This is a genomic window from Roseovarius pelagicus (assembly GCF_025639885.1).
GTDB lineage: Bacteria > Pseudomonadota > Alphaproteobacteria > Rhodobacterales > Rhodobacteraceae > Roseovarius > Roseovarius pelagicus.
Genome location: NZ_CP106738.1, coordinates 3,162,357 through 3,186,778 on the forward strand (window position 1 = coordinate 3,162,357; position 24,422 = coordinate 3,186,778).

The window sequence follows — 24,422 nt, forward strand, 5'->3', positions numbered from 1 at the left end:
ACGCGCCCTATCTGTTGTGTGAATGCCGTCCGCCCGGTAAGCTGTGCTGAGGCAAGAGTGGTAAGAAAATGTCAGATCCCGTAACCAATGTGGAAATCGAGGACGTGCTTTCATCAATTAGAAGGCTGGTCTCGAACGAATCGCGCGTTGCTGATACCGACTCACACGGTGGTGTCAGCCGGCCCGTTGCCCGCAATAAGGGCGACGCTGAAACATCTGATGTTTCAAAACTGGTTCTGACACCGTCCTTTCGAGTCGATGAAACGCAACGAGAGGTTCCGCCCGAGCCCGAATCCGAACAGGCGGTGCCCGAGGCAGAAGAACTGCGCGCACCCAAGGAGCGCACGGAAGAGGTGCGCGAGAGCGATGAAAACGAGGCGGAGAGCCAACGAACCGATAACGGTCATGCCGATGACCACGATCATCTCGACGTTAATCAGGACGATGAAGAATTCGACACTGATGAGGCTTTTGATCGGGCGGAAGAAGATCATAGCACCCGTCTGGATGATGACGAAGCATCCGATTTGGACGAACATGATCATACTGTCGCTGTAGAGAACACCGCGCCATCTGACGTTGCGAGCGCCCTGAAAAACCGCGTTGCTGAGTTAGAGCAGGCTGTAGCCGAGCGTTCTGAACAATGGGAGCCGGACGGTGCATCAGATGATGACTACGCGGGTGCAGCCGTCGAGCCGCTGCCGTGGGAAGACTATGTGCCAAGCGACACTGGCGGTGACGCGGATGGGAACACTCAAAGCGACGCTGCGGCAAAACAATCCGACGCAGCAGAAAGCACCATGCGATCGCGAGGGGCATTCGAAGTCAGCGAAGAGGCAGCATCGACCACAACCAAACCTTCTCAGGATAGTCTGAATAGCGATGACACCGATACCGCCGAGGATTTTGCAGAGCAGGAACTGCCGCTGCCGGAAGCGGCAGATACAGAAGATCGTTTGGAGGACGACACGGCCAGATTGCTTGGCCTTGATGAGGACTCCGATGCAATCCTTGATGAAGATGCGCTGCGTGAACTGGTGACTGAAATCGTCCGCCAAGAGCTGCAAGGCGGTCTGGGTGAGCGGATCACGCGTAACGTGCGCAAACTTGTCCGCCGAGAAATACATCGCGCGCTAGCCAGCCAAGAGCTGGAGTAGGCACGCAGAGCTGATCGCAGAGACTTGCGCTATTTACGGTTGAATTGACAAAGCGCCGCACGTTGTTGCTGGGTTCACTCAATTACCGACGGGGTTTGGATCCTGCGCGAGGCTAAGCAATAGGTCAATATCCATATGCCGTTCCAAGTGCGCGGCCAGAGCATCCAGGGTCTCTTCGACGCTGGTATCGTAGGCTGTATCAGAAGCCGCCCCAAACCCGGCGAGGTAGGCTGCGCGGAACGGATCTGAAGCGAAAAGCCCGTGCAGGTAACAGCCGCGTATGTGTCCGCTGGGGGTCGCGGCGCCCATGGGTTCTCCTGCCACATCCAGCCAAGCGCGTACGCAATCCGGCCCGTCGGTCTGACCGATGTGAATCTCATATCCCTCGACTGTCGCGCCGGTGGGTAGGTAAGTGGCGGATGTGCGTGCCAACCGCTTTTCGGGGCGCATTATCGTGGTGACATCTAGCAGTCCCAGTCCGGGCACACTGCCCGGCATCCCCTCAATTCCCTCCGGGTCAGCGATCTCTCGACCCAACATCTGATAGCCGCCGCAGATACCCAAAACATGCCCACCACGCCGGACGTGGGCGGTCAGGTCGACATCCCAACCGTGCATGCGGAACGCCGCAAGATCTGCAATCGTCGACTTGCTGCCGGGTATCAAGACCAGCGTTGAATCGCCGGGTAAGGGCTGTCCGGGCTTGATGATCTGGACACTGACGTTTGGTTCCGCACTGAGCGGGTCGAGGTCGTCAAAATTTGCAATCCGCCCGAGGTGCGGCACTGCCACCTTGATCGCGCCGCCGTGTGGCCCTGACGCGATGTCCATGACATCTTCGGCCGGTAGCCGCCACGCATCAGAAAACCATGGGATCACGCCCAGCGACGGCCATCCCGTGCGATCCACGATAGCGGTCAATCCGTCGTCGAAGAGCGCAGGATCGCCGCGAAATTTGTTGATGGCAAAGCCCTTTATCCGGTCAGCATCCAATGTCGGCAGAATGGCCTGTGTGCCGACGATTTGCGCGATCACACCTCCTCGATCAATATCTCCGACCAGCACGACAGGGACGCCAGCGGCCTCGGCAAAGCCCATGTTGGCGATGTCGCCTGCTCGCAGATTGATCTCTGCCGGGCTGCCTGCTCCTTCGATCAGGACCAGATCAGCCGTGCCGCACAGCCGATGAAAACTTTCCATCACTGGGGGGAGAAGCGAAGATTTGGCCTGACCATAATCGCGCGCCCGCAGCGTGGCAAAGCGTTGGCCCTGCACGACGATCTGCGCGCCGGTCTCGCTCTCTGGTTTCAGCAGAACAGGGTTCATGTCGGTATGCGGTGCGCGACGGCTCGCGAGTGCCTGAAGTGCCTGCGCGCGGCCGATTTCACCACCGTCTGCCGTCACGGCGGCGTTGTTTGACATGTTCTGGGGCTTGAACGGCGCGACGTCTAGCCCGCGGCGCACGCAGGCGCGTGCAAGCCCTGCCACGAGCATCGATTTGCCCACATTCGAGCCCGCGCCCTGAATCATGATAGCCCGTGCCATTGGGTGTCCTACGCTGCGTCCATAGCCGGGTGTACAAACTGCCTGTGCCTGATGGAACCCATGAACATGTCAGCCCGTCCGATTTTCCACGGCACCAAGGCGACAGGTGGCCGAAAAACTGGCCGTATAGAATCCGGTTTATGAAAATTCAGCTCTCAATTGTGATCGTGCTCACTGCGGATCATTCGCTGCGCTGATGGAAATGGGCGCATGCGAGATGGTGTCGCTCTTGCCGCTATCTCAGGTTCACCGACCAGCGGTCGTGAGCGTTGATTGATTTTGCCGGGGTGATCCAGTTGTCGCCAGTCATTGTATTTTCAGGTCGCGACACCTGACGTTGCGTCAATCTGAGGGGCCTAAAAACAGCGAAAGCCCCGCTTGATGGCGGGGCTTCACGCATCCCTTTCCGGGATGGAAGTGGCTCAGGCGGCTTCGGCCTGAGCGGCAGCGGCGTTGCGGCGTTCGCTCTCTTCGCGCGACAGCGCGACAGAGGTGCGGACACCTTTGGAAACAAAGTCCATCAAGCCCGACACAACCCGCTCGTTGGGGTCGATCCCGGCGCAGGATAGCACTTCGCGCCCGTCGCGCGAACGCGCCCAGCGTGCGATCTGATCGGGGCCGTTGCCATATTTCTTATCGTCAGAAATGGCATCATCCAATGCGGCCAGTACGACAGCCGCGAAAAGTTTGCGTGCACGATTGCCTTGCTCGTTATTGAAGGCGGCACCGTCAACGAAATCCTTCATGATTCGTCCTTAGTTTATTGCTCTTGTCTTTTCGGCGTAGCGATGGTTATGACGTGTTTCGATCGATTCGGATAGAGCAGATTTGCATAACATCTATGCGTTAGCTGCATGACTTCTGCACTTGCAGCACGAGATTTCGTCTGCTTGCCCCCCGGACCAACCCAATATATAGGGTAGGGCCGAATTTAATCAAGTTTTGGACAAGGTTTTGCCACAATGCCCAAGATCAACGGAAACGAAATTCGCCCCGGCAATGTGCTGGAGCATAACGGAGGTCTGTGGTCTGCTGTAAAGGTCGATCATGTGAAGCCCGGCAAGGGCGGAGCCTTTGCCCAAGTCGAGATGCGCAACCTGCGAAACGGCTCGAAACTGAACGAGCGATTTCGAAGTGCCGACAAAGTCGAGCGTGTACGGCTGGAGCAAAAGGATCAGCAGTTTCTCTATGAAACCGATGGTATGCTGGTGTTTATGGATTCCGAGACCTACGAGCAAATCGAACTGCCTGCGGAAATTCTGGGGGAACGTCGGCCGTTTTTGCAGGACGGTATGACCATCGCAGTGGAATTCCACGAGGCCGAGGCGTTGAACGCAACCTTGCCGCAGAAAGTGACCTGCACCGTGGTTGAAACCGAGCCAGTCGTAAAGGGGCAGACCGCGGCCAACAGCTTTAAGCCCGCGATTCTGGACAATGGCGTTAAGGTGATGGTGCCGCCCTTTGTCGGTCAGGATGAGGCGATTGTGGTGAACACAGAAACAATGGAATATTCCGAGCGCGCGTGACGCGATATTTTTTTCGGATGAAGGGGCTGCGTCTGCGGCCCCTTTTTTTGTGCCGATATTTTTATGCCGACGGGTATCTGACAGTGGCATCACTTGCCTGCATCGGACCTCGCGCCCGATCAAATCGCAGATAGGCGATAGCCCGCCCACCTGATTGAGTGAACAGAGTACCTGCGGCTTTGCCTTCGGCGGAGATGTCTGACCCGACCGGGGCGCTGCCATTGATGTCGACAGTGGCAAACCCTTTGCGCAGTTCAGTCTTGTGTTTCATTCGCGCGGTCACTTCCTGCCCGACATAGCAGCCTTTGCGGAAATCGACGCCGTTCAATCGTTCGAAACCGGCTTCGAGGATGAACGTGTCAGGCGTCAGCTCGATTCCGGTTTCCGGCACGCACTGAGCAACGCGCAACGCGTCCCAATCTGTGCCGTCGTCACCTTCTGAATTACCATATAGTCGCCAACCCAACGTCGAATGGCGCGGGTCGTCAAACGCGCCTTCCGGGGCAGGCCCGGTGCCGCGCGTGACGAGCAGATCGCTGGGGGTGATCTGCACATTCGCGCGCAGACGGTACATGTTCAGCCGTTGGATCAAGCCGGGAGCGATGCCTGCATCAACATCAAGCAAGATCACATCATCACGTTGAAACAGAAAAAAATCCGCCAGATATTTGCCCTGCGGTGTCAGAATTGCCGCATAGACCAGACCATGTTCCAGCTTGGCAATGTCATTGGTGATCAGCCCTTGCAGAAAGGGCGCGGCGTCACTGCCTGTGATCTGATATATGGCGCGTGTCATCGGCACTCCTGTTTTCTGTCTCCCTGTCATATAGGATCATGGCGGTCCGGCAACAGGGGGTGGTGATGCGCGCGGTACTATCAATTGTGATCCCAACCTTGAACGCGCAGGAGGCACTGCCTGTTGTCCTGTCGTCATTGATGGAAGGCCTCGAAGCTGGTCTCGTCCGTGAGTTGATCGTGTCGGATGGCGGATCACGAGATGCGACGCGACAGATCGCTGATGAGGTCGGTGCGATCATAGTGGCAGGGTCGGCGTCGCGTGGTGGACAACTGCGGCGCGGGGCAGGGATAGCGCAAGGGGCGTGGCTGCTGTTTCTGCATGCGGATACGCAATTGCCCGAGGGTTGGTCGGCAACTGTCAAGGCGCAGATTGCACAAGGGCAGCCAGCGTATTTCGGGCTGCGCTTTGGCAGTGACGAGGTGGTGGCTCGGCTCGTGGCGGGGTGGGCCAATCTACGCTCGCGCCTCTTTCATCTGCCTTACGGGGATCAGGGCCTGCTGATATCACGAATTGACTATGACGCGGTGGGTGGTTTTCCGGATATCCCTTTGATGGAGGATGTGGCGATAGCACGGTGCCTCGGCCGACGACTGATGCGGATGCCGGGGCATGTGACGACCAGCGCGGCACGATTTGAGCGCGACGGTTGGCTGTTGCGCGGGGGGCGGAACCTGTTGCTGTTGGTGCGCTATCTTTGCGGGGCAAATCCGCATGATCTGCGACGACGCTACTGATGTCCGGCAGCGTCTATGTGCCCTTTCGTAAGGAAGAAGCACACGGATTTGCGACATGAGGGCTTGACGGTTTTTGCCAGCACGAATAGCTAGAGGGTCGTTGAGCGGGTATGGTGAAATGGTATCATAAGAGCCTTCCAAGCTTAAGGTGCGGGTTCGATTCCCGCTACCCGCTCCAACGTCTCACATTTTACTGCGCACGCTTGCGGCCCTGCCGATTTTCAGACCAATCCACATAGCTGCGATACCACAGGTTTGCGGCCTGCAAGAAATGGGGATTGCTGCTGGGGTGCAGCCAACTGGGCGCGAATGCTGTGTTAGAGTACGCCGTTTCGCCTCTTGGATCGCCAAGCGCCTGCCAAGCGGCCTTGGCCCCCAGATAAGGGGCCATGACAGTGCCGGATCCGGAAAACCCCATCGCGTAATGCACGCCATCATGGCATCCGACATGCGGCATGTGGGTAAAGCTGTAGCCAGTGTTGCCGGTCCAGACGTGACTGAGGCGTGTCTGTTCCAATTCGGGCCAGACTTCGCACATGGTGGCATGCAGGCGCTCTGCGGCGGTTTGCAGGTCCACGTCGACCATTGCCGCCCGCCCGCCATACAGCAGGCGCGTACCATCGGGTGAAATCCGAAAGTAGCTGTGGCGCGCGCGGGTTTCGACCATCATCCGACCGCCCGGTACCAGGTGAGCAATCAGATCGGCCGGTAGTGGCTCGGTCGCGATGAGGTAACTGGGCAAGGCAAAGACACGGCGGATCTGCCAACGAAACGGCTTTGTTGTGTAGCCATTGGTCGCGAGCACGACCTTTCGCGCTTTGATTTTTCCTTTGGGTGTCGACGCGATATGACCTGCGTCGGTGCGCTCAACCTGTTGCACGCGCGCGTGGCCAGTGATGGGAATGCCACGGCGTCTGGCGGCAGCGATCAGTCCTGCATGGTACTTGGCAGGGTGCAGTCCGCAATGCTCTGGAAAGACGATGCCACCGAAATACTGCTCTGTCGTGATCTCGGTCGAAAGGTCAGCGCGGTCCACAATCTGCACGTTGACCGTGCTCTTGTCCCGGATTGTCCGCGCAAGACGCTTTTGGTTTTCGAAATGAGACGCACTCCAGGCGAGTTGGATGCGCCCGGTCTGCTGTAGATCGCAGATGATGGCTTCATCTGCGATCAATGCGCGGGCCCATGCCAATGCGTCAGGTGCCTCTGCAAAGATGTTGTCGGCGGTGGCTGCGTCAAAACGGCGGCGCAATTCGTCCCAGCCAAGACGGGGATGCGCGCCGAACATGCCGCCATTGCGTGTAGAGGCCCCGCGACCGGGGATGTCTGCATCGACCACTGCGACACGCGCGCCGCAATCATGTGCAGCGATGGCGGCTGACAGTCCGGTGTAGCCCGCCCCGATCACCAGAAGATCGCAGGATTCGGGTAACGGATCATCCGGTGCCGGATTTTCCAACGCATCCCACCAATACGGCGTGCCCGGCTTTGCCGCGTCTGTCCATCTGAGTGCCATCATGCCTCGCTTTCACGATGCATGGTGGCGCGCTCAGGCGGTGTTTTCAATCGACGTTTCAATGGCGTGTAAAAATGACTTGGCAGATGAGCTGGCCGAGAGCAGCAAGTAGGTATCGTCACCGGTGCGGGCGATGATCACGCCCAGATGCTCCATCACCGTTCGGGCGATGGCGTTCACCTTGAAGGCGTCCGGATGCAGATCAAGCAGACAGATACGTTCCAGTGCAGTGCGGCTGCCCGATCCGCTGATTTCCAGTGCACACCAGACGTCGGTCTGGTCCGTGGTGTAGGCAGCCCCCTTTAGCTTTTTGGCAATCCGTGGTTCGGCATCGGGCGTTTCGCAGGGGAAAATAACAAACGCCAGATCACTGCCCAAACGCATGACTGCGCTGGATTTATCCTTGGCGACATCAGACATGTCGACGTCAGGCAAGTTGATGCCGAATGCGGATTTTACCGCCTTTTCGGCCTCCGCCTCGCCACCTAATGGCAGGGCGATCGAGACAATAGCAAGGTTTTCCGGCGCCTTGAGTGATGTTGCGCCAAAGCTGCGGTTGTAGCCCGCCAGCGGCGGGGCGGCGGTAAGGGTAAAATCAGCCACGCAGACGCTCTCCTTCTGGGTCGATGAAATGCGGCGAAACGATCTCTACCCGCATCTCTGTCTTGTGTACGGGGCTGACGGCGCGAACCACTTCACCGATGCGCGTGTCCCCGGATTTGATGAAGCCCAGACCGATGGAATGGCCGAGGGTAGGCGAATAGGCAACCGATGACATCCAGCCCTCATCATTGTCCATCGTCGCATCCTTTCCCTGAGCGATGAAATGTGAACCGGCGATGAGTTTCTTCATCCGGTCCTCTGGACGAAAGCCCACCAATTTTACCGCATCAGACTGATTCATCTGGGGTCGCTGCGACAGGGTGTTGCCGATGCAATCCTTGGCGGCGCTTACCATCCGGCCAAGACCGAGGTTGAATGCCGTCGTGCGCCCGTCCAGTTCGTTGCCGGCTGCGTGCCCTTTTTCGATACGCATCACGCCGAGGGCCTCTGTGCCATAGGGCACAGCGCGGAATTCGCGACCTGCCTCCATAAGCACACCCATCATGGCGTTGCCATAGCGGGCAGGCACTGCCACCTCGTAGGCCAGTTCGCCAGAGAACGAGATTCGGAATAGCCGGGCAGGGATACCGCCACAGACAGTAACTTCGCCGCAGGCCATGAAGGGAAAGCCCTCGTTGGACAGGTCCTGTTCTGGGTCCACGACCTTTTGCAGCAGCTTGCGCGCGTCCGGGCCAGCGACTGCAAACTGTGCCCAGCCATCGGTGGTCGAAATCAGGTGAACGTCCATATCCGGCCAAAGGCATTGGCGCGCAAACTCCATCCGCCGATAGACCAGAACGGCATTGGCGGTGGTGGTGGTCATCACAAAGTGGTTCTCACCCATGCGCGCGGTGGTGCCGTCGTCGTAACAGATCCCATCCTCGCGTAGCATGATGCCGTAGCGCACCTTGCCAACGGCAAGCTTGGCAAAGCCGTTGGCGTAGACCTTGTTCAGAAACGCCGCTGCGTCCCGGCCCTGAACGTCGATCTTGCCCAGTGTGGTCACGTCGCAGATACCGACGGTTTGGCGAGTTTGCAGAGCTTCACGGTCGACGCTGTCGCGCCAGCCCTGCTCGCCGGGCTGAACGAACCATTGTGCGCGCAGCCAGTTGCCGACCTCAACGAAGGTGGCGCCATTGGCCTTGGCCCATTCATGGCTGGGTGTCAGACGGGTTGGGCGGAATTCCTTACCCCGTGCACGACCAGCCAGCGCGCCAAGGGGGACAGGCGTGTAGGGGGGGCGGAAAATGGTTGTGCCGGTCTCGGGGATCGATTTTCCGGTGCACTCCGCCATGATGGCCAGTGCAGGGATGTTTGCTGTTTTTCCCTGATCGGTGGCCATACCGAGTGTCGTGTAGCGCTTCATATGCTCGACCGAGCGGAAGCCCTCGCGGTGGGATTGCTTGATGTCTTTGACGGTGACATCGTTCTGCAGATCAAGCCACGCCCGCTTCGCGCTCGCTCCGATGTGCCAGACTGGGGCGCCTTCATGCGGCTCGTCCTCAGCGTGCGGCGCAGGGTTGCGCGCAGGCGTGAAGCCGAGGTCCTTGATCTGTGCATTCGCTACCCTGCGACCCTCGTCGAGAGCCGTACCAAGTGTCAGCGCACCATTCGCGGCCCCAGCAACGCTCATGCCAGCGGGTAGGTTGCTGCCCGGTACGAAAGCCGAGAGGGCATCGTTCCAGTCAGGCCGCCCGCGCTGGTGGCAGGTCAAATGCACGTTGGGGTTCCATCCACCCGACACAGCGAGGCCATCGCAGGGGATGACCTGCCCATCGGTAAGGGTGATAGCGCGCAGCCCTTTGCGTCCGACAGTATCGATCACGCCCGCGCTGCGAATGTGGCGTGCGCCGGGTACATTGCAGACGGCAGGTGCGTCGCGGGTGTCGATGATCGCACGGACGTCGACACCTTTGGCCACTAGGTCATAGGCCGTGCGCCAGCCATCGTCATTATTGGTGAACACTGCCATGTTCTGACCGGGTGTGACGCCGTAGCGGTTCACATACGTGCGGACCGCGCCCGCCAGCATGATGCCGGGCCGGTCGTTATTGCCGAACGCGATGGGGCGTTCTGTTGCGCCCGCCGCCAGTACAGCGCGTTTGGAGTAGATCCGCCAGAGGATTTGGCGCGGTTTGCCGTTGGCGTGGGCGAGGTGGTCTGTGCACCGCTCCAGCGCGCCATAGGTGCCATGATCATAAGCACCATAAATGGTGGTGCGAGTCATCAGGCGTACATTGTCCATCGCGGTCAGCTCCGCGATGGCCTCGGCGGCCCACTCGCGGCCCGACATTCCGTCCACTTCCAGTGTTTCGGCGTTGAGGCGCCCGCCGGGAGCGAAGTCTTCGTCTGCCAGAATTACGCGTGCGCCACTGCGACCAGCAGCCAGCGCAGCGCTCAGACCGGCGGGACCTGCTCCGATTACCAGCAGATCACAATGCAGATAGCCCTTGTCGTAGCTGTCCGGGTCATCTTGCATCGACAACCGACCAAGGCCAGCCGAGGCACGAATCGCGGGTTCGTAGAACTTTTCCCAAAACGCTTTGGGCCACATGAATGTCTTGTAATAGAATCCGGCACTTAGGAACGGAGACAGAAAATCAGTCGCCGCCATCAGATCGTATTCCAGCGACCCGCGGTGGTTCTGGCTGGTCGCGCTTAGGCCATCGAACAGCTCGGCCACGGTGGCGCGTGTGTTCGGTTCCTGATGCGCCCCAGAGCGCAATTGAACCAGCGCATTAGGCTCCTCGGAACCAGCGGTGAAAATGCCGCGCGGGCGGTGGTATTTGAACGACCGACCGACAAGGCGCTGACCGTTCGCCAGCAATGCTGAGGCCAGCGTATCGCCGGGATGCCCCTGCATCTGCTTGCCGTTGAAAGTGAACTGAAGCGTTTGCGTAGTATCGACGAGCCCGCTGCTGATACGGTTGATCTGGGTCATGCGCTGCGCCCCCGGCTGCGTGCCACGTCGCGGGCAAGTTGCACTTCTGTGATCTCGTGGGTGAGTGTGTCGCGGGTGACCACCAGCCAGCTGCGGTCTCCTTGCTCGTGATACCAAAGCTCCTGATGCCGACCCGCAGGATTGTCGCGCAGATAGCCATAGGCGTGGAACTGCTCGGCGGCATCCTTGGCCTGCCAATCGGGCCGGTCGATGAGGGCCGCATCGCCGAGATAGACGAACTCTGCCGCATCACGCGGACCAAGAAGGGGATGGTTGATGATCATGATATGGTCCTCTCGGGCGAGGTCGAAATTGGAGTATTTTTGCAAAGAAGAAGCATGAGGGCGCTCAGTGCAGGTTGGGCTGGTTGCCCATGCCCTTTTCGTCGATCATGTGACCACGTGCGAAGCGATCCAGCCGCATTTCGGCTGCCACCGGGTGCGGTGCGTCGCGGGCTAGCAGATGGGCGTAGCACCATCCCGAGGCTGGCGTTGCCTTGAACCCGCCATAGCACCAGCCGCCGTTGAAATAGAGGCCGTCGACATGTGTGCGGTCGATAAAGGGCGAGCCGTCCATCGACATATCCATGATGCCGCCCCAACTGCGAAGCAGTCGGGCACGCCCGATCATTGGCATGATTGCCATGCCGCCTTCGGCCACGTCCTCGACCACGGGCAGATTTCCGCGTTGTGCGTAAGAGTTGTAACCATCGATATCGCCGCCAAAGACCAGCCCGCCCTTGTCGGACTGGCTGACATAAAAGTGACCCGCGCCAAAGGTAATGACGCCGGGGATCACCGGTTTCAGTCCTTCGGTGACAAAAGCCTGCAAAACGTGGGATTCGATCGGCAGGCGCATACCGGCCTGCGCGGCAACACGCCCCGATGACCCGGCGACACACATCGCCACCTTGCGCGCACGGATCGGACCGCGAGAGGTCTCGACGCCGCGGCAGACGCCGCCTTCGATGTCAAAGCCGGTGACTTCGCAATTTTGGATGATATCGACACCGCGGCTGTCGGCACCACGGGCAAACCCCCATGCGACCGCGTCATGCCGGACAGTGCCGCCGCGCCGCTGGTAAAGCCCGCCTTTGATCGGAAACCGTGCGTTGTCGAAATTGAGAAACGGCAGTTCGGCGCGCAATTGGTCTGCATCGGCGTATTCGGCATCTGCCCCGGCCAGGAACATCGCGTTGCCGCGTCGGATGAACGCATCGCGCTGCCCGTCGGAATGAACGAGGTTCAGGATCGAACGTTGTGAGATCATCGCATTGTAGTTGAAGTCCTGCTCCAAACCTTCCCACAGCTTCAGCGACAGCTCGTAAAACGGCTCGTTGCCCGGCAGCAGGTAATTCGAACGGATGATCGTCGTGTTACGTCCGACATTGCCGCCCCCGATCCAGCCCTTTTCCAGCACGGCGACATTGGTGGTGCCGTACTCTTTGGCCAGATAATAAGCCGTCGCAAGCCCATGCCCGCCGCCCCCGATAATGACGACGTCATATTCACGCTTGGGTTCCGGCTCGCGCCAGACGGGTTTCCAGCCTTTGTTGCCGGTGAGGCCTTCTTTGAGAATACGAAGGGCAGAGTAGCGCATAGTGATGGTCCTGCTGGGATCAGTGTTCTCAAGCATGCGAACTTTCCAGGGAATAGACTTTCCTGAAAATGACATTTAGATATCCAAAATGGACAGTGAGCGGAAAAGTAACGTTACAAGGGTCGGATTGTTACCGATGCCGGATTTTGCCCTGATGTCCTATGCGGCAACAGCAGAACCGTTGCGCGCCGCCAACTTGCTGGCCGGCAGGCAACTCTATGACATCATCCCCGTAGGTATGGGAACCGGCGCTGTTTTCAGCTCGGGGGCCGCGTCAGTTACGGCACAGGCGCGGGTGGGTGACGATCTGGCGCTGGATTATCTGTTTGTCATCGCGGGGGGGGATCTGAGTGGAGTTTCTGACCCTGCATTGCTGCGGTGGTTGGCTCGCAAGGCGCGATCCGGAACAGTGATGGGCGGCGTCTCAGGCGGGCCGGTCATTCTGGCGCAGGCCGGGCTGATGGCAGGACGGCGAATGACCCTACATTGGGAATATGCGCCCGCGCTGGCCGAGTTGTCGCCGGACTTGCAAATCGAGCGCACGCTATATGTCATCGACCGTGACAGGATGACCTGCGCGGGGGGAACCGCGCCGCTGGACATGATACATGCACTTATCGCCAGCCAGCACGGAAAAGGCTTTGCCCGGCAAGTCAGCGATTGGTTCATGCACACGGAAGTCCGCCCGCCCATTGGCCCGCAGCGTGCCGGTTTGGTTGAGCGGATCGGCAGTCATACACCGGCTGTTCTGGATGCTGTGTCCGCGATGGAGAGCCACGTCGCGGATCCGCTTGATCTGGCGCAGTTGGCGGTCATTTCCGGCGTGTCGCCGCGCCAGCTTGCCCGGCTTTTTAGAGCGCAGCTGGGTCAGCCGGTGATGCAGTATTATAGATCTCTGCGGTTGGAGCGCGCGCAGAGCCTGTTGCGCAACTCGGCCCTGCCGTTGACCGAGATTGCGCTTGCCACCGGGTTTGCGAATTCGGCACATTTCTCGCGCAGTTACGCGGCGCAGTACGGTCAGCCGCCCTCTGCCTATCGCTGAGAGTTTTGCACAGTCCGTAGCACTGGGATAGGTTGCGGCGAACACCAAAGGAGACCCTCGGATGTCACGCCCCATCATGATCGCCTGCCTACAGACGCGCGCACGCCCAACGTTTGAAACTGCGCTAGAGGAGGCCCTTCCGCTTGCTCGCAACGCGGTTGATGAGGGGGCGCAAATGATCTTTTTGCCGGAGTATTGCAGTGGTCTGGCGACGGATGGATCCACAGTAACACCGCCCACCGCCGTCGAGGCCGACCACTCATTCCTGAAGGCGATGCAGGGCTTTGCAGCCGAACATGGTATCTGGGTCAATCTCGGGTCGATAGCCGTGGCTGGATCGGACGGGCGGATTATTAACCGCGGCCTGATGCTGGACCCGCATGGCCAGATTAACGGGCGCTATGACAAGATACATATGTTCGACGTTACGCTTTCTGCGGATGAGGTTTACCGCGAAAGTGCGACTGTCAGTGCAGGAAACTGCGCGGTCATCCACGACACAGCGTTGGCGCGTATCGGGCATACCATCTGTTACGATCTGCGGTTTGCGCAACTCTATCGGTCGCTGGCGCAGGCCGGGGCGGAAATCCTGTGTTGTCCGGCGGCGTTTACGGCGCTCACCGGCGCGGCACACTGGCATGTCCTGACCCGTGCCCGCGCGATCGAGACAACGCGGTTCGTGGTTTCGGCTGGCATGGTCGGTCCGGTGCCCGGCGGCGGCGAAACCTATGGCCATTCGCTGATTGTCGATCCTTGGGGCAGGGTGTTGGCCGATGGCGGCCGTGATCCGGGGGTGATTCTAGCCGAGATCGACCTCGATCTGGTGGCTGAGACGCAGTCGCGTGTGCCGAGCCTGAGGAATGACGCGCCATTTGCGGCACCGCGTGCGCTTCGGCCCGGCGCGGGTTCGGCGGGGACAACTCATTAGGCGTTTCCCCGTAACACAATGTATGCGGTACAATTTGTTGGTTGGCAGCATGGGGCGCGCTGCGATAGCGATGGTGCGACACGACACCGGAGGCCCCCATGTCCGATCGCCCGATCCGTATCGCCATCAATGGTTTTGGTCGTATTGGCCGCGCGTTGCTGCGCATTCTGCTACAGGGCCGCGATGGGTTCGAGCTGGTTCTGATCAACGAGATCGAACCATTGGAAACCTGTGCCTATCTCTTTCAATATGACAGTATTTACGGGCCTTGGCCGGGTACCGTGGACACCAGCGAAAATGCCCTCACCGTGGATGGTCGGCCTATCCCGTTTCATGCTGAGACCGACTTGCGTACGCTGGATTTGAGTGGTGTCGATCTGGTGTTGGAATGTACCGGAATGGCCGGGCGCCGAGCCGTGGCCGAGCGTGGGTTACAGGCTGGCGCGGGTGCGGTTCTGGTTTCGGGTCCCGCTGCCGAGGCCGACGTCACGCTGGTTCTGGGGGCAAACGAGGATGATATGGGCGATGCGCGCATTATCTCGAATGCGTCTTGTACCACCAACGCGCTGGCACCTTTGTTGAAGCGGCTGGATGAAAGCTTTGGTGTCATCGACGGGCAGATGACCACAGTACATTGTTATACCGGCAGTCAGCCCACCGTGGACAAACCGCGCGCAAACCCTGAACGCAGTCGCGCGGCGGCATTGTCGATGGTGCCCACGACGACAAGTGCGCAACATCAGACTTATCTGGTGTTGCCGCACCTCAAGGACCGGATCGAGGCGCGTGCGATCCGAGTGCCGACGGCAAGTGTTTCTTGTATCGACCTGACTGTGCAAACGGAAAAACCAGCTTCGGTGAACGCCGTAAACACGTTGTTGAAGGACGCGGCGGCATCGGGCGGTGTTTTTGGCTGGACAGAACAACCTCTGGTATCGTCCGACCTGCGCGGCAGACCGGAATCGATCATTATCTGCGGGCGTGAAACCTCGGTGAGTGCGGGCGGTTTGCTGCGTGTCTTTGGTTGGTATGACAATGAATGGGGGTTCTCGTGCCGGATGCTCGATATGGCAGAGCGGATCGGACGGCGCGGGGTGGTGACCTAAAAGCGGGGTTTGAATTTGGCTTCAAACTCGGCTTGGACTGTTTCGTTCTCGTATTCGGTCTCTACCCAGTCCTCAAAGCTGATTGGCGCGCGTGCGTTGCGCGCCTCATAAAGATCAAGGATATAGTCAAGAACACCAGTGCGTGAACTCTTGATATGAAGGTATTTGAAGCTGAGCATTTTACGCACTTCGGACACCGGCTTGCCTTCGATCACCAACAGGTAGATAGCCGAGGCGAATCCGGCGCGATCTGCTCCTGATTTGCAATGCATCACAAAGGGTTTTTCGATGCTGCGGAATGCAGCAATGACTGCCTGAATGTCGTGGCGCGGCGCTGCAAAGCGCGCGTGCAGCGTCACGTTTACCAAGTTGAGCCCTAGTTTCGCACAGCTTTCCTCTTCGACCAGATAGTGCGCGGCGCCCGCTGAACCGCGCAGATTGAGGATGCTGCGGATGCCCATTGCCTTGAGCTTTTCGAACCGGCGATGTGTTGGTTGGTTTGATCGGTAGACACCGGGCGCGACGGGATAGAAATTCGTCCAGAAAATACGCAGTACTGCGTGATCGAACCAAAGGTTGTAGATTTCAGCACGGCGACGGTTCTCGGGTGTCGAAAGGTCGGTATTGTAGGATTGACGCAGATTGCGCTCCCACTCTGTGATCCGCTTGATAAGGGTCATCTCTGCCTTGGCTTTGGGGTGCGCCGGGCAAACCGACGATGCGAAGCCCTCATGTAGGCGCAGCCCGGAGCCATGGCAAGCGGATGGATGGGCATTGACGCGACCTGCCGCCTCAGTAATGTCCGACGGACCTGTATCTCGGAGCGCAGAAAATGAGCCTTGCCAGCGGACATCCCTACCTTGCCATTCCCGGTCCGTCTGTCGTGCCCGACGAAGTGCTGCGAGCCATGCACCGGGGGGCGCCAAATATCTATGAAGGTGAGTTGATCGAGATGACGGCAAGCCTGCTGCCTGATCTGCGTCGTGTCGCGCGCACCAGCCATCATGTTGCGATATATATCGCCAACGGGCATGGCGCATGGGAGGCGGCGCTGGCAAATACTCTGGCACCGGGTGATGCGGTTATGGTGCTGACGACAGGTCGGTTTGGACATGGCTGGGCCGAAATGGCCGCGTCTTTGGGGGTGGTCGCAGAGATTATCGACTTTGGCAAGAAAAGTCCGATTGACCCTGCCCGAGTCGAGGACGTGCTACGCGCAGATACAGACCATCGGATCAAGGCAGTACTTGCCACGCATGTCGACACCTCGACCGGTATCCTCAGCGATATGAAAGCGGTGCGGGCTGCAATCGACGCCGCAGGGCACCCGGCGCTGTTGATGGCCGATTGCATTGCCAGCCTTGGATGTGACCGTCTGGAGATGGATGACTGGGGCATTGATGTGACTGTGACCGCCAGTCAAAAAGGTCTGATGACACCGCCGGGCCTTGGGTTCGTGTTCTTCAATGATCGGGCGGCGGCGGTGCGGGCCAATCAGGAACGCGTCAGCCCCTATTGGGACTGGACCCGTCGCGCCACGCCTGAAATCTTTTATCAGTATTTCTGTGGGACGGCGCCGACGCATCATCTGTATGGTTTGCGGGCCGCGCTGGACCTGATCCATGCGGAAGGGATTGAGTCTGTCTGGGCGCGCCACGATACACTGTCCCGTGCGATATGGGCTGCGGCAGATGTCTGGGGCAGGGCGGGGGCATTGAGTCTGAATGTCGCTGATCCTGTGCATCGCAGCCGCGCGGTTTCTTCGCTATCGCTGCCTGCCCCACGCGCGACGGAGTTGCGCCGTTGGGTCGAGGCCAATGCCGGTGTCACCCTCGGGATCGGACTTGGCATGGCCGAGTGTACCGACCCGGCGTGGCATGGATATTTTCGGATTGGTCATATGGGACATGTAAATGCGCATATGGTGTTGGGTATGCTGGGCGCGATCGAGGCTGGATTGGTTGCCCTGGATATCCCGCATGAGGCTGGCGGTGTAAGTGCGGCGGCGCGTGTGATTTCCGTGGGTTGATATGTGCTGAACTGTCATCCACGCACCAGTTCAGTCGCGATGCTTGATCCGGTCAATCAGCAGGTTTAACCCATAACCCGTAGCCAGTACGATCGGTAGGCCAAAGGCCACCCAAAGGACAAAGAAAACCCACACCAGATTAACCAGCCCCATGATCAGGGCTGCGTTTGTGTAATTCGGGGCAGAGGGCATGTTTCCGCGTCGCATATCCAGATGATATAACGATCCAAAGAAAAGTCAGGCGTCAATATCGACCCTGTGCGATCATGCGCGCGCTTCCGCCAGCGCCTTTGGCAGTGCGGCGCGAAACAGGGCCAGATCCGCTTCGCGCCCGCAACTGATGCGGATGCAGCGATCATGGGGAGCAGCAAAGGGCATGCGTACGAACAGATCTTGGTTCACCAGAGATGCCAGTACCCGGCGCGCAAAGTCACCATCCGCGCCACAATCAATGGTCACGAAATTGGTGGCTGAAGGCAGGGCGATCAGACCGTTTTTAGCTGCGATATCTGCAATCTGCCTGCGTGATGCATCAACCCGAGCAAGGGTTTGCGCCAACCAGTCCTGATCTTGTAATGCCGCCAATGCGCCCGCTTGGGCTGCGCGATTCAGGCCAAAATGGTTGCGGATCTTGTCAAAGCTGCGGATCAGATCGGGGGCACCGATGGCATAGCCGATACGTGCGCCCGCCATGCCGTAAGCCTTGGAAAATGTCCGCATGCGAATGACGCGCGGATCGTCTGCCGCGATCCGCGGCGCGGTCCCTTCGGGGGCGAATTCGACATAGGCTTCGTCCAGCAGCAGCAGACATCCCTCGGGCAGCATGTCGAGTGCGCGCAAGATTGTATCGCCCTCATGCCAACTGCCCATCGGGTTGTCGGGATTGGCCAGATAAACCAGCTTGGCATCCACCTCTGCCGCCTTGGCAAAGAGCGCGTCCGGGTCTTCGTGGTCGCCGTTATAGGGCAGCTTGTGCAGTACCCCACCAAAACCGCTGACGTGGTAGTTGAACGTTGGATAGGCCCCGTCCGATGTTACCACGGCGTCGCCGGGCGCGATCAGCAGCCGTACCAAATACCCGAGCAGGCCGTCGATACCTTCGCCGATAACGAGGTTTTCCGGGGTCACATCCAGATGTGCGCTCAGCGCCTCTTTCAGGTCGAAACTGGCGGAATCGCCGTATTGCCAGATACCCTCGAGCGCATCGCGCATGGCGGTGAGGGCGTGGGGTGAGGGGCCAAAGACATTTTCGTTCGCACCCAGCCGCGCGGCAAACGGTGCGCCGCGAGTGCGCTCTTGCACTTCGGGGCCGACAAACGGCACGGAGGCGGGCAGGGACAGGATCAGGTCGGTGTATCGTGGATGGCTCATTTCGCCAGATAACGCCATGCCGTGGTGTGGCGCAATCCCTTGTAATTGCGTGGGTGCACCCATAGATGCGAATCATTCGCAACTAAGAAGGACATCCAGATGCCAACATTCTCTCGCCGTGGGTTTATCGCGGCTACGCTTGCGGCCGGTGCTGTCCGTACTGTCCCGGCCATTGCTACGCGGACCGGCGGGCGTCGTATCCTGACACTGGTTTATGATAAATCACTGGGCGCGCTGCGCGCGGTGGAACGTTGGGTGCCGTAAGGTTCTTCTTGCGCGGGCCGCATCGCGCGGTTTTGCTGGCCGCAGTCGATAGGAGCCTGCCAATGTCCCGCGTTACCACTGAAATTACCGACCACATCGCCCATGTCCGGCTAAGCCGCCCGGAAAAACGCAACGCAGTCGATCCGGCAATGGCCGAGGCGATTGTCGCCGCCGGGCAGGCGCTGATGGGTGCCGATATCCGTGCCGTGGTTCTGTCGGGCGAGGGCGAAGCATTTTGTGCGGGCCTGGACGTGATGAGTTTCGCGCAACTGGCGGCGGGTGATCCCGAAGCATTGGTGATGCCACGCACCCATGGCAACGCTAACCTTTTTCAAGAAGTTGCGTTAATTTGGCGTAAACTTCCCGTTCCGGTCATCGCCGCATTGCAGGGGGCGGTCTATGGCGCCGGGTTTCAGCTGGCATTGGGGGCGGATGTTCGCATTGCCGCACCGGGCGCGAAATTGGCGATTATGGAGATGAAATGGGGCCTTGTCCCGGATATGGGCGGCATGGCCCTGTTGCCGCATCTGACGCGCAGCGATGTGATCCGGCGGATGACCTATTCGGCCACGCCGATCAGCGCGCAGCAAGCGGCAGATTGGGGGCTGGTGACAGAGATCGCTGATGATCCGCTGGCGGTGGCGCAGGCATTGGCGTCAGAGATTGCGGGCAAGAGCCCGTCAGCGATGCGCGCGGCGAAGGCACTGATAGAATACGCTGAATCCGGTGCATCGGCGGATGATGTGCTGATTGCAGAGAGCCGTGCGCAAACCGATCTGATCGGCAAACCGGATCAGATGGAAGTGATCAGCGCCAACATGGCCGGGCGCGCACCACGGTTCACGACACGCGGGTGAGCGGTGGCATTGCTGTCAGAAGTAGGCCGGGCTTTAGCCCGGCGCGTGCTATAGGCAAGGTGGGATTGAATCCGACCTTGCGATGGTTATGGAACTTCTCGTCGGTGCCGGGCTGAAGCCCGGCCTACGTTATCCGATTTCGTTCAATCGCTCCAACGCTGTGCGCAACTGCGTTTCTTCCTCTTCGCGCAGGGCGAGGTTAGCGCGGGTTTCCTCGACCACCTCGTCGGGGGCGGAGGCCACGAATTTAGGGTTCCTGAGCCGTCCACGCAGACCGCCAAGTTCCTTTTCCAGCTTGCCCAGTGTCTTTTCCAGTCGTGCCTTTTCCTCATCAATATCAATGATATCCGCCAGAGGCAGGCCAAAGTTGCCACCCTCTACAGCGACGGTGATCGAGCCTTTGGGCAATGTCTCGACATGCGTCAGGCTCTCGACCCGTGTGAGCCGCATGATCATCGCTTCGTTGCGGTCCCATGCGGCCTGACCGGCCGTATCGAGTGCGGTCACGACCATCGGGATTTTCAGCCCCGCCGGTACGTGCATCTGGGCGCGCGCAGAGCGGACGGATTCGATCAGCGCGATCACCCAGTTCATTTCGCGATCGGCATTTTCATCAACCAGATCAGCGGGTTGATAGGTGGGCCAAGGGGTGTGCACCAGCATCTGGTCGCGATCCCCCAGCGTGCCCCACAGCTCTTCGGTGACGAAGGGCATGATCGGGTGCAGCAAGATCACGCATTGGTCGATGACCCATGCCATAACCTCTTGGGTTTCCTGCTTAACTTCGTCGGTGCCATCCATCAGCAGTGGTTTGGAAAACTCCACATACCAGTCGCAGACCTTGCCCCAGACAAAGGTATAAAGCGCGCTGGCGGCGTCGTTAAAACGGTATTGTTCCAGCGCGTGGTCAACGGCGGCGCGGACCTGTGCGGTCTCTCCGATGATCCATTTATTGACCGTCTGTTTTGCGTCGGTAAGACGTCGGTATTTCGTCGGTGCATTGGCGGTGGTTGCACCGTTCATCTCGGCGAAGCGCGCGGCGTTCCAAAGCTTGGTCCCGAAGTTGCGATAGCCTGCGATGCGCTGTGTGCTGAGCTTCAGATCGCGGCCCATGGCGGCCATCGCGGTCAGGGTAAAGCGCACGGCGTCGGCGCCGTAATCGTCAATCAGCTCGATCGGGTCGAGCACGTTGCCGAGCGATTTGGACATCTTCTTGCCCTTCTCGTCGCGCACCAGCGCGTGGACATAGACGTCCGAGAAGGGTTTCTGGCCCACAACGGCGTATTGCATCATCATCATCCGGGCGACCCAGAAGAAGATGATGTCGAACCCGGTGATCAGCGTCGAGGTCGGGAAGTATTTCTGTAGCGCCTCGTTTTGGGCGTCGGTGTCCGCATCGCCGGTCCAGCCCAGCGTGCCGATGGGCCAGAGGCCGGAGGAGAACCACGTGTCGAGCACGTCGGGGTCGCGAGTGAGACGGATTGAGCTACTTTCATCAGCGCCCCGGATCTGGATCTCATGGTCGGAAACGGCACCGAGTGCTTCGTCTCCAACAAAAGGACGGGCATTGATACCCAAATGCTGACGATAGTAGGCCCTCGCCTTTTCAAGTGCTTCTTCGGCACTTGGAGCGCAGAAATACTCGACCTGGCCGAGTTGCTGGGCTTTGCCTTCAAACTTCGGTCCATACCAAACCGGTATCTGATGCCCCCACCACAATTGCCGGGAAATGCACCATGGCTCGATATTCTCCAGCCAGTGGAAATAGACCTTACGATCGCTCTCGGGCATGATCCGCACGTCGCCATTGCGCACCGCATCGAGCGCGGGATCGACGATCTTGGACGTATCGACGAACCACTGATCCGTCAGCATCGGCTCAATCACCACTTTGGAGCGGTCGCCGAAGGGCTGCATGATGGGTTTGCTTTCGACGAAAGGCACGTAGGCCGGGCTTGAGCCCGGCTCTGCGCTGTCGGCAGCGTCTTCGTCGGGTGCCGGGCTGAAGCCCGGCCTACCTTCAGCCTCGACCATCACGGCGAGGCCCTCGGCGGTGATATCCGCCACGACCCGTGCGCGCGCCTCGAACCGGTCCAACCCGCGATATTCATCCGGCACAAGGTTCATCGCGGCAATCATCGCCTCGTCGAACTCTTGTTCGCCATTCGCGATGGCCTGCGCGATCGCGGCCTCTTCGGCGTAGGGTTTGCCATCGGCGCGCATGTTCGCCTTGGTGTCCATGAGGTTGTACATCGGGATATTCCCGCGCTTGGCCACCTCGTAATCGTTGAAATCATGTGCGCCAGTGATCTTGACCGCGCCCGAGCCGAAGGTGGGATCGGGATACTCATCAGTGATGATCGGGATCATCCGGCGGTGTTCTTTGGGGCCGACGGGGATTTCGCACAGCTTGCCCACGATGGGCGCGTAGCGTTCGTCCGATGGGTGCACCGCGACCGCGCCATCGCCCAGCATCGTCTCTGGCCGAGTGGTGGCAATCGAGATGTAATCGCGGGTTTCTGTCAGGGTAACGTTACCGTCCTCGTCCTTCTCGACATATTCATAGGTCTCGCCCCCGGCGAGCGGGTATTTGAAGTGCCACATGTGACCGGCTACTTCGATATTCTCGACTTCCAGATCGGAAATCGCGGTCTCGAAATGCGGGTCCCAGTTGACCAGTCGCTTGCCGCGATAGATCAGGCCTTTGTTGTACATGTCGACAAAGACCTTGATGACCGCGTCGTGGAAATTGGCGCTGCCTTCGTGGCCGACCTTCGTATCGCCTGCCGCACCGGCCATCGTGAACGCCGTACGCGACCAGTCGCATGACGCGCCGAGGCGTTTGAGCTGTCCGACGATGGTGCCACCGGATTTTTCTTTCCACTCCCAGACTTTTCCGAGAAACGCCTCGCGGCCCATCTCTGCCCGACTGGGCAGCTGGTTTTCGGCCAGCATCCGCTCCACGACCATCTGCGTGGCGATGCCCGCGTGGTCGGTGCCCGGCTGCCAGAGCGTGTCGTAGCCCTGCATCCGCTTCCAACGGATCAGGATGTCCTGCAACGTGTTGTTGAATGCATGGCCCATATGCAGCACGCCGGTCACGTTGGGCGGCGGGATCATGATGCTGAATGGCTCCGCTCCGTCTGCGGCGTTGGCCCCGGCGGCAAAGCTGCCTGCGTCCTCCCAAGCGTCATAAATGCGCTTTTCGGCCTCGGCGGCGTCGAATGTCTTGTCCAGTCCCATCGGGTGTCTCCGCTCGTTTGCGTGGTTGAGAGGTGGCTTACCCAATGCGCGGGCCAAGGGGAAGGTGCACGGGGGGAATTTCACGGTCTCCGGTGCGTGTTACAGAGAAGTGTTGTGGAATTTGCTTGGCGTGTTCTACTGCCACGGGAAATATGGAGGGGCTGCATCAATGAACGAAAGATTTGCTCTGATGCTGGACGGCGCTGGCGGGGCGGTGTCGGTTGATCTGGATGGTCCGATACCCGCGCCAGCCGAAGGGGGATTTCTCTGGGTGCATGTGATGCAGGCGGCCGGCACTTCGGCTGAATGGCTGGCGGCGCTGGGTGGGGATGGCTTGGTCGAGGCCGCGCTGATGGCCGAAGAGACACGCCCGCGCTGCACCGTTCTGGACGAGACAGTGCTGATGAATCTGCGCGGGGTGAACCTGAATCCCGGCGCGCAGCCCGAGGATATGGTCAGCATGCGGATATGGGCCGGCGCGCGGCAGATCGTGACTGTGACGCGTCGACAGGTGCAGGCGCTGGGCGACCTGCGGACGCGCAGCGAAGCAGGCAAGGCGCCTGCCAGCCCGGCAGAGCTGATTGCGCGGCTGGCGCTGCGTCTGGCCGACCGGGCAGAGCCGGTGGTGGCAGAGCTGAACGAGCGGATTGATGATCTAGAAGAACAGGTGGCGGCGGGCCATACGATGCCGCTGCGAACGGCATTGGCCGATATTCGGCGGGTATCGATCGTGCTGCGGCGCTACATGTTTCCGCAACGTGATGCGCTCAGTACGCTGGAGATCGAGGAACTGCCGTGGATCGGACGGGCCGAACGCAGCAGCCTGCGCGAGGCGACAGAGCGGGTCACGCGACTGGCAGAGGAACTGGACGCGATTCGCGACCGGGCGCAGGTGGTGCATGATCACATGATGGATGCCCGCGCCGAACAGATGAACCGACAGATGCTGCTCTTATCGGTGGTGGCGGCGATCTTCCTGCCGCTCGGTCTGATCACCGGGTTGCTGGGGATCAATGTCGGCGGGATGCCCGGTGCGACGTCGCCGCATGCGTTCTGGATCGTCAGCGGGGGGCTGTTGGCTGTCGGTGCACTTCTGCTGTTTCTCTTTGCGCGTTTGGGATGGCTACGGTCGCGCTGAGGAACGACTGCTGTGCATTGGGTA

Annotated in this window: 22 protein-coding genes and 1 tRNA gene; 11 read left to right on the plus strand and 12 right to left on the minus strand. The window is 59.6% G+C overall.

Annotation, left to right across the window (positions count from 1 at the left end; translation table 11 throughout):
• Positions 1-68: 68 nt before the first annotated feature.
• Positions 69-1,157 (plus strand): putative sodium/potassium/calcium exchanger, encoded by a 1,089-nt coding sequence (locus N7U68_RS16680; RefSeq protein WP_263047533.1) that lies wholly within the window; start codon positions 69-71, stop codon positions 1,155-1,157.
• A gap of 78 nt (positions 1,158-1,235) precedes the next feature.
• On the opposite strand, the gene N7U68_RS16685 is transcribed toward N7U68_RS16680, so the two are convergent.
• Together N7U68_RS16685 and N7U68_RS16690 are read right to left on the minus strand one after the other, a co-directional pair.
• Positions 1,236-2,702, minus strand: a complete 1,467-nt coding sequence (locus tag N7U68_RS16685) for a cobyric acid synthase (protein WP_263047534.1) — start codon at positions 2,700-2,702, stop codon at positions 1,236-1,238.
• A gap of 422 nt (positions 2,703-3,124) precedes the next feature.
• Positions 3,125-3,448, minus strand: coding sequence for a DUF6280 family protein (locus tag N7U68_RS16690; protein WP_076531761.1), 324 nt, complete (start codon positions 3,446-3,448; stop codon positions 3,125-3,127).
• Positions 3,449-3,664: 216 nt separating this feature from the next.
• Between N7U68_RS16690 and efp the strand changes: the two genes are divergently transcribed.
• The gene (efp, locus tag N7U68_RS16695; protein WP_165193736.1) at positions 3,665-4,228 is read left to right on the plus strand and encodes an elongation factor P; all 564 of its coding nucleotides are present in this window, start codon (positions 3,665-3,667) and stop codon (positions 4,226-4,228) included.
• A gap of 61 nt (positions 4,229-4,289) precedes the next feature.
• On the opposite strand, the gene ygfZ is transcribed toward efp, so the two are convergent.
• Complete coding sequence (ygfZ, locus tag N7U68_RS16700; RefSeq protein WP_165193734.1) at positions 4,290-5,024, minus strand: CAF17-like 4Fe-4S cluster assembly/insertion protein YgfZ; 735 nt, start codon at positions 5,022-5,024, stop codon at positions 4,290-4,292.
• Between the two features lie 65 nt (positions 5,025-5,089).
• Here ygfZ and N7U68_RS16705 point away from each other — a divergent pair, with 65 nt between their 5' ends.
• Together N7U68_RS16705 and N7U68_RS16710 are read left to right on the plus strand one after the other, a co-directional pair.
• Complete coding sequence (locus N7U68_RS16705) at positions 5,090-5,761, plus strand: TIGR04283 family arsenosugar biosynthesis glycosyltransferase (RefSeq protein WP_263047535.1); 672 nt, start codon at positions 5,090-5,092, stop codon at positions 5,759-5,761.
• A 104-nt stretch (positions 5,762-5,865) separates the two neighbouring features.
• A tRNA-Gly gene (locus N7U68_RS16710) sits at positions 5,866-5,939 on the plus strand.
• A 12-nt stretch (positions 5,940-5,951) separates the two neighbouring features.
• Here the strand turns inward: N7U68_RS16710 and N7U68_RS16715 are convergent.
• From N7U68_RS16715 to N7U68_RS16735, 5 genes are all read right to left on the minus strand, one after another.
• Complete coding sequence (locus N7U68_RS16715) at positions 5,952-7,280, minus strand: NAD(P)/FAD-dependent oxidoreductase (protein ID WP_263047536.1); 1,329 nt, start codon at positions 7,278-7,280, stop codon at positions 5,952-5,954.
• Between the two features lie 30 nt (positions 7,281-7,310).
• Positions 7,311-7,880: a sarcosine oxidase subunit gamma gene (locus tag N7U68_RS16720; RefSeq protein ID WP_263047537.1), complete on the minus strand. Its 570-nt coding sequence runs from the start codon at positions 7,878-7,880 to the stop codon at positions 7,311-7,313.
• On the minus strand, positions 7,873-10,821 hold the full coding sequence (locus N7U68_RS16725) for a sarcosine oxidase subunit alpha family protein (RefSeq protein ID WP_263047538.1): 2,949 nt from the start codon (positions 10,819-10,821) through the stop codon (positions 7,873-7,875). Before N7U68_RS16725 ends, N7U68_RS16720 begins: the two co-directional genes overlap by 8 nt.
• Positions 10,818-11,105, minus strand: a complete 288-nt coding sequence (locus N7U68_RS16730; protein ID WP_165193726.1) for a sarcosine oxidase subunit delta — start codon at positions 11,103-11,105, stop codon at positions 10,818-10,820. The genes N7U68_RS16725 and N7U68_RS16730 overlap by 4 nt, the downstream gene beginning before the upstream one ends.
• Positions 11,106-11,169: 64 nt before the next feature.
• Positions 11,170-12,420 carry a sarcosine oxidase subunit beta family protein gene (locus N7U68_RS16735; protein ID WP_263047539.1) on the minus strand — a complete coding sequence of 417 codons (1,251 nt, stop codon included), beginning with the start codon at positions 12,418-12,420 and terminating at the stop codon, positions 11,170-11,172.
• Between the two features lie 136 nt (positions 12,421-12,556).
• On the opposite strand from N7U68_RS16735, the gene N7U68_RS16740 reads away from it, so the two are divergent.
• From N7U68_RS16740 to N7U68_RS16750, 3 genes are all read left to right on the plus strand, one after another.
• Positions 12,557-13,462, plus strand: a complete 906-nt coding sequence (locus N7U68_RS16740; RefSeq protein ID WP_241188225.1) for a GlxA family transcriptional regulator — start codon at positions 12,557-12,559, stop codon at positions 13,460-13,462.
• Between the two features lie 61 nt (positions 13,463-13,523).
• On the plus strand, positions 13,524-14,390 hold the full coding sequence (locus N7U68_RS16745; RefSeq protein WP_263047540.1) for a carbon-nitrogen hydrolase family protein: 867 nt from the start codon (positions 13,524-13,526) through the stop codon (positions 14,388-14,390).
• A 98-nt stretch (positions 14,391-14,488) separates the two neighbouring features.
• On the plus strand, positions 14,489-15,496 hold the full coding sequence (locus N7U68_RS16750; RefSeq protein WP_165193722.1) for a type I glyceraldehyde-3-phosphate dehydrogenase: 1,008 nt from the start codon (positions 14,489-14,491) through the stop codon (positions 15,494-15,496).
• Here the strand turns inward: N7U68_RS16750 and N7U68_RS16755 are convergent.
• Positions 15,493-16,176 (minus strand): tyrosine-protein phosphatase, encoded by a 684-nt coding sequence (locus tag N7U68_RS16755; protein ID WP_263047541.1) that lies wholly within the window; start codon positions 16,174-16,176, stop codon positions 15,493-15,495. The genes N7U68_RS16750 and N7U68_RS16755 overlap by 4 nt on opposite strands.
• A 152-nt stretch (positions 16,177-16,328) precedes the next feature.
• Between N7U68_RS16755 and N7U68_RS16760 the strand changes: the two genes are divergently transcribed.
• Positions 16,329-17,525 (plus strand): pyridoxal-phosphate-dependent aminotransferase family protein, encoded by a 1,197-nt coding sequence (locus N7U68_RS16760; RefSeq protein ID WP_263047542.1) that lies wholly within the window; start codon positions 16,329-16,331, stop codon positions 17,523-17,525.
• Between the two features lie 30 nt (positions 17,526-17,555).
• On the opposite strand, the gene N7U68_RS16765 is transcribed toward N7U68_RS16760, so the two are convergent.
• Positions 17,556-17,717, minus strand: a complete 162-nt coding sequence (locus N7U68_RS16765; protein ID WP_165193718.1) for a hypothetical protein — start codon at positions 17,715-17,717, stop codon at positions 17,556-17,558.
• A 72-nt stretch (positions 17,718-17,789) separates the two neighbouring features.
• Positions 17,790-18,896 (minus strand): pyridoxal phosphate-dependent aminotransferase, encoded by a 1,107-nt coding sequence (locus N7U68_RS16770; protein WP_263049180.1) that lies wholly within the window; start codon positions 18,894-18,896, stop codon positions 17,790-17,792.
• Between the two features lie 99 nt (positions 18,897-18,995).
• Here N7U68_RS16770 and N7U68_RS16775 point away from each other — a divergent pair, with 99 nt between their 5' ends.
• Positions 18,996-19,160: a Tat pathway signal protein gene (locus tag N7U68_RS16775; RefSeq protein ID WP_165193716.1), complete on the plus strand. Its 165-nt coding sequence runs from the start codon at positions 18,996-18,998 to the stop codon at positions 19,158-19,160.
• Between the two features lie 62 nt (positions 19,161-19,222).
• Positions 19,223-20,017, plus strand: a complete 795-nt coding sequence (locus N7U68_RS16780) for a crotonase/enoyl-CoA hydratase family protein (protein ID WP_263047543.1) — start codon at positions 19,223-19,225, stop codon at positions 20,015-20,017.
• A 129-nt stretch (positions 20,018-20,146) separates the two neighbouring features.
• Here the strand turns inward: N7U68_RS16780 and N7U68_RS16785 are convergent, their stop codons facing one another.
• Entirely contained in the window at positions 20,147-23,260 is a 3,114-nt protein-coding gene (locus N7U68_RS16785; RefSeq protein WP_263047544.1) for a valine--tRNA ligase, read from the minus strand.
• A gap of 169 nt (positions 23,261-23,429) precedes the next feature.
• On the opposite strand from N7U68_RS16785, the gene N7U68_RS16790 reads away from it, so the two are divergent.
• Positions 23,430-24,398, plus strand: a complete 969-nt coding sequence (locus tag N7U68_RS16790; protein ID WP_263047545.1) for a zinc transporter ZntB — start codon at positions 23,430-23,432, stop codon at positions 24,396-24,398.
• Positions 24,399-24,422 lie beyond the last annotated feature (24 nt).

What these genes read in the sequence shown, in the direction of transcription:
- N7U68_RS16680 (WP_263047533.1), top strand. Translation starts at nt 69, where the DNA reads ATGTCAGATCCCGTAACCAATGTGGAAATCGAGGACGTGCTTTCATCA.
- N7U68_RS16685 (WP_263047534.1), bottom strand. Translation starts at nt 2,702, where the DNA reads ATGGCACGGGCTATCATGATTCAGGGCGCGGGCTCGAATGTGGGCAAA.
- N7U68_RS16690 (WP_076531761.1), bottom strand. Translation starts at nt 3,448, where the DNA reads ATGAAGGATTTCGTTGACGGTGCCGCCTTCAATAACGAGCAAGGCAAT.
- efp (WP_165193736.1), top strand. Translation starts at nt 3,665, where the DNA reads ATGCCCAAGATCAACGGAAACGAAATTCGCCCCGGCAATGTGCTGGAG.
- ygfZ (WP_165193734.1), bottom strand. Translation starts at nt 5,024, where the DNA reads ATGACACGCGCCATATATCAGATCACAGGCAGTGACGCCGCGCCCTTT.
- N7U68_RS16705 (WP_263047535.1), top strand. Translation starts at nt 5,090, where the DNA reads ATGCGCGCGGTACTATCAATTGTGATCCCAACCTTGAACGCGCAGGAG.
- N7U68_RS16715 (WP_263047536.1), bottom strand. Translation starts at nt 7,280, where the DNA reads ATGATGGCACTCAGATGGACAGACGCGGCAAAGCCGGGCACGCCGTAT.
- N7U68_RS16725 (WP_263047538.1), bottom strand. Translation starts at nt 10,821, where the DNA reads ATGACCCAGATCAACCGTATCAGCAGCGGGCTCGTCGATACTACGCAA.
- N7U68_RS16730 (WP_165193726.1), bottom strand. Translation starts at nt 11,105, where the DNA reads ATGATCATCAACCATCCCCTTCTTGGTCCGCGTGATGCGGCAGAGTTC.
- N7U68_RS16735 (WP_263047539.1), bottom strand. Translation starts at nt 12,420, where the DNA reads ATGCGCTACTCTGCCCTTCGTATTCTCAAAGAAGGCCTCACCGGCAAC.
- N7U68_RS16740 (WP_241188225.1), top strand. Translation starts at nt 12,557, where the DNA reads ATGCCGGATTTTGCCCTGATGTCCTATGCGGCAACAGCAGAACCGTTG.
- N7U68_RS16745 (WP_263047540.1), top strand. Translation starts at nt 13,524, where the DNA reads ATGTCACGCCCCATCATGATCGCCTGCCTACAGACGCGCGCACGCCCA.
- N7U68_RS16750 (WP_165193722.1), top strand. Translation starts at nt 14,489, where the DNA reads ATGTCCGATCGCCCGATCCGTATCGCCATCAATGGTTTTGGTCGTATT.
- N7U68_RS16755 (WP_263047541.1), bottom strand. Translation starts at nt 16,176, where the DNA reads ATGACCCTTATCAAGCGGATCACAGAGTGGGAGCGCAATCTGCGTCAA.
- N7U68_RS16760 (WP_263047542.1), top strand. Translation starts at nt 16,329, where the DNA reads ATGAGCCTTGCCAGCGGACATCCCTACCTTGCCATTCCCGGTCCGTCT.
- N7U68_RS16765 (WP_165193718.1), bottom strand. Translation starts at nt 17,717, where the DNA reads ATGCCCTCTGCCCCGAATTACACAAACGCAGCCCTGATCATGGGGCTG.
- N7U68_RS16770 (WP_263049180.1), bottom strand. Translation starts at nt 18,896, where the DNA reads ATGAGCCATCCACGATACACCGACCTGATCCTGTCCCTGCCCGCCTCC.
- N7U68_RS16775 (WP_165193716.1), top strand. Translation starts at nt 18,996, where the DNA reads ATGCCAACATTCTCTCGCCGTGGGTTTATCGCGGCTACGCTTGCGGCC.
- N7U68_RS16780 (WP_263047543.1), top strand. Translation starts at nt 19,223, where the DNA reads ATGTCCCGCGTTACCACTGAAATTACCGACCACATCGCCCATGTCCGG.
- N7U68_RS16785 (WP_263047544.1), bottom strand. Translation starts at nt 23,260, where the DNA reads ATGGGACTGGACAAGACATTCGACGCCGCCGAGGCCGAAAAGCGCATT.
- N7U68_RS16790 (WP_263047545.1), top strand. Translation starts at nt 23,430, where the DNA reads ATGAACGAAAGATTTGCTCTGATGCTGGACGGCGCTGGCGGGGCGGTG.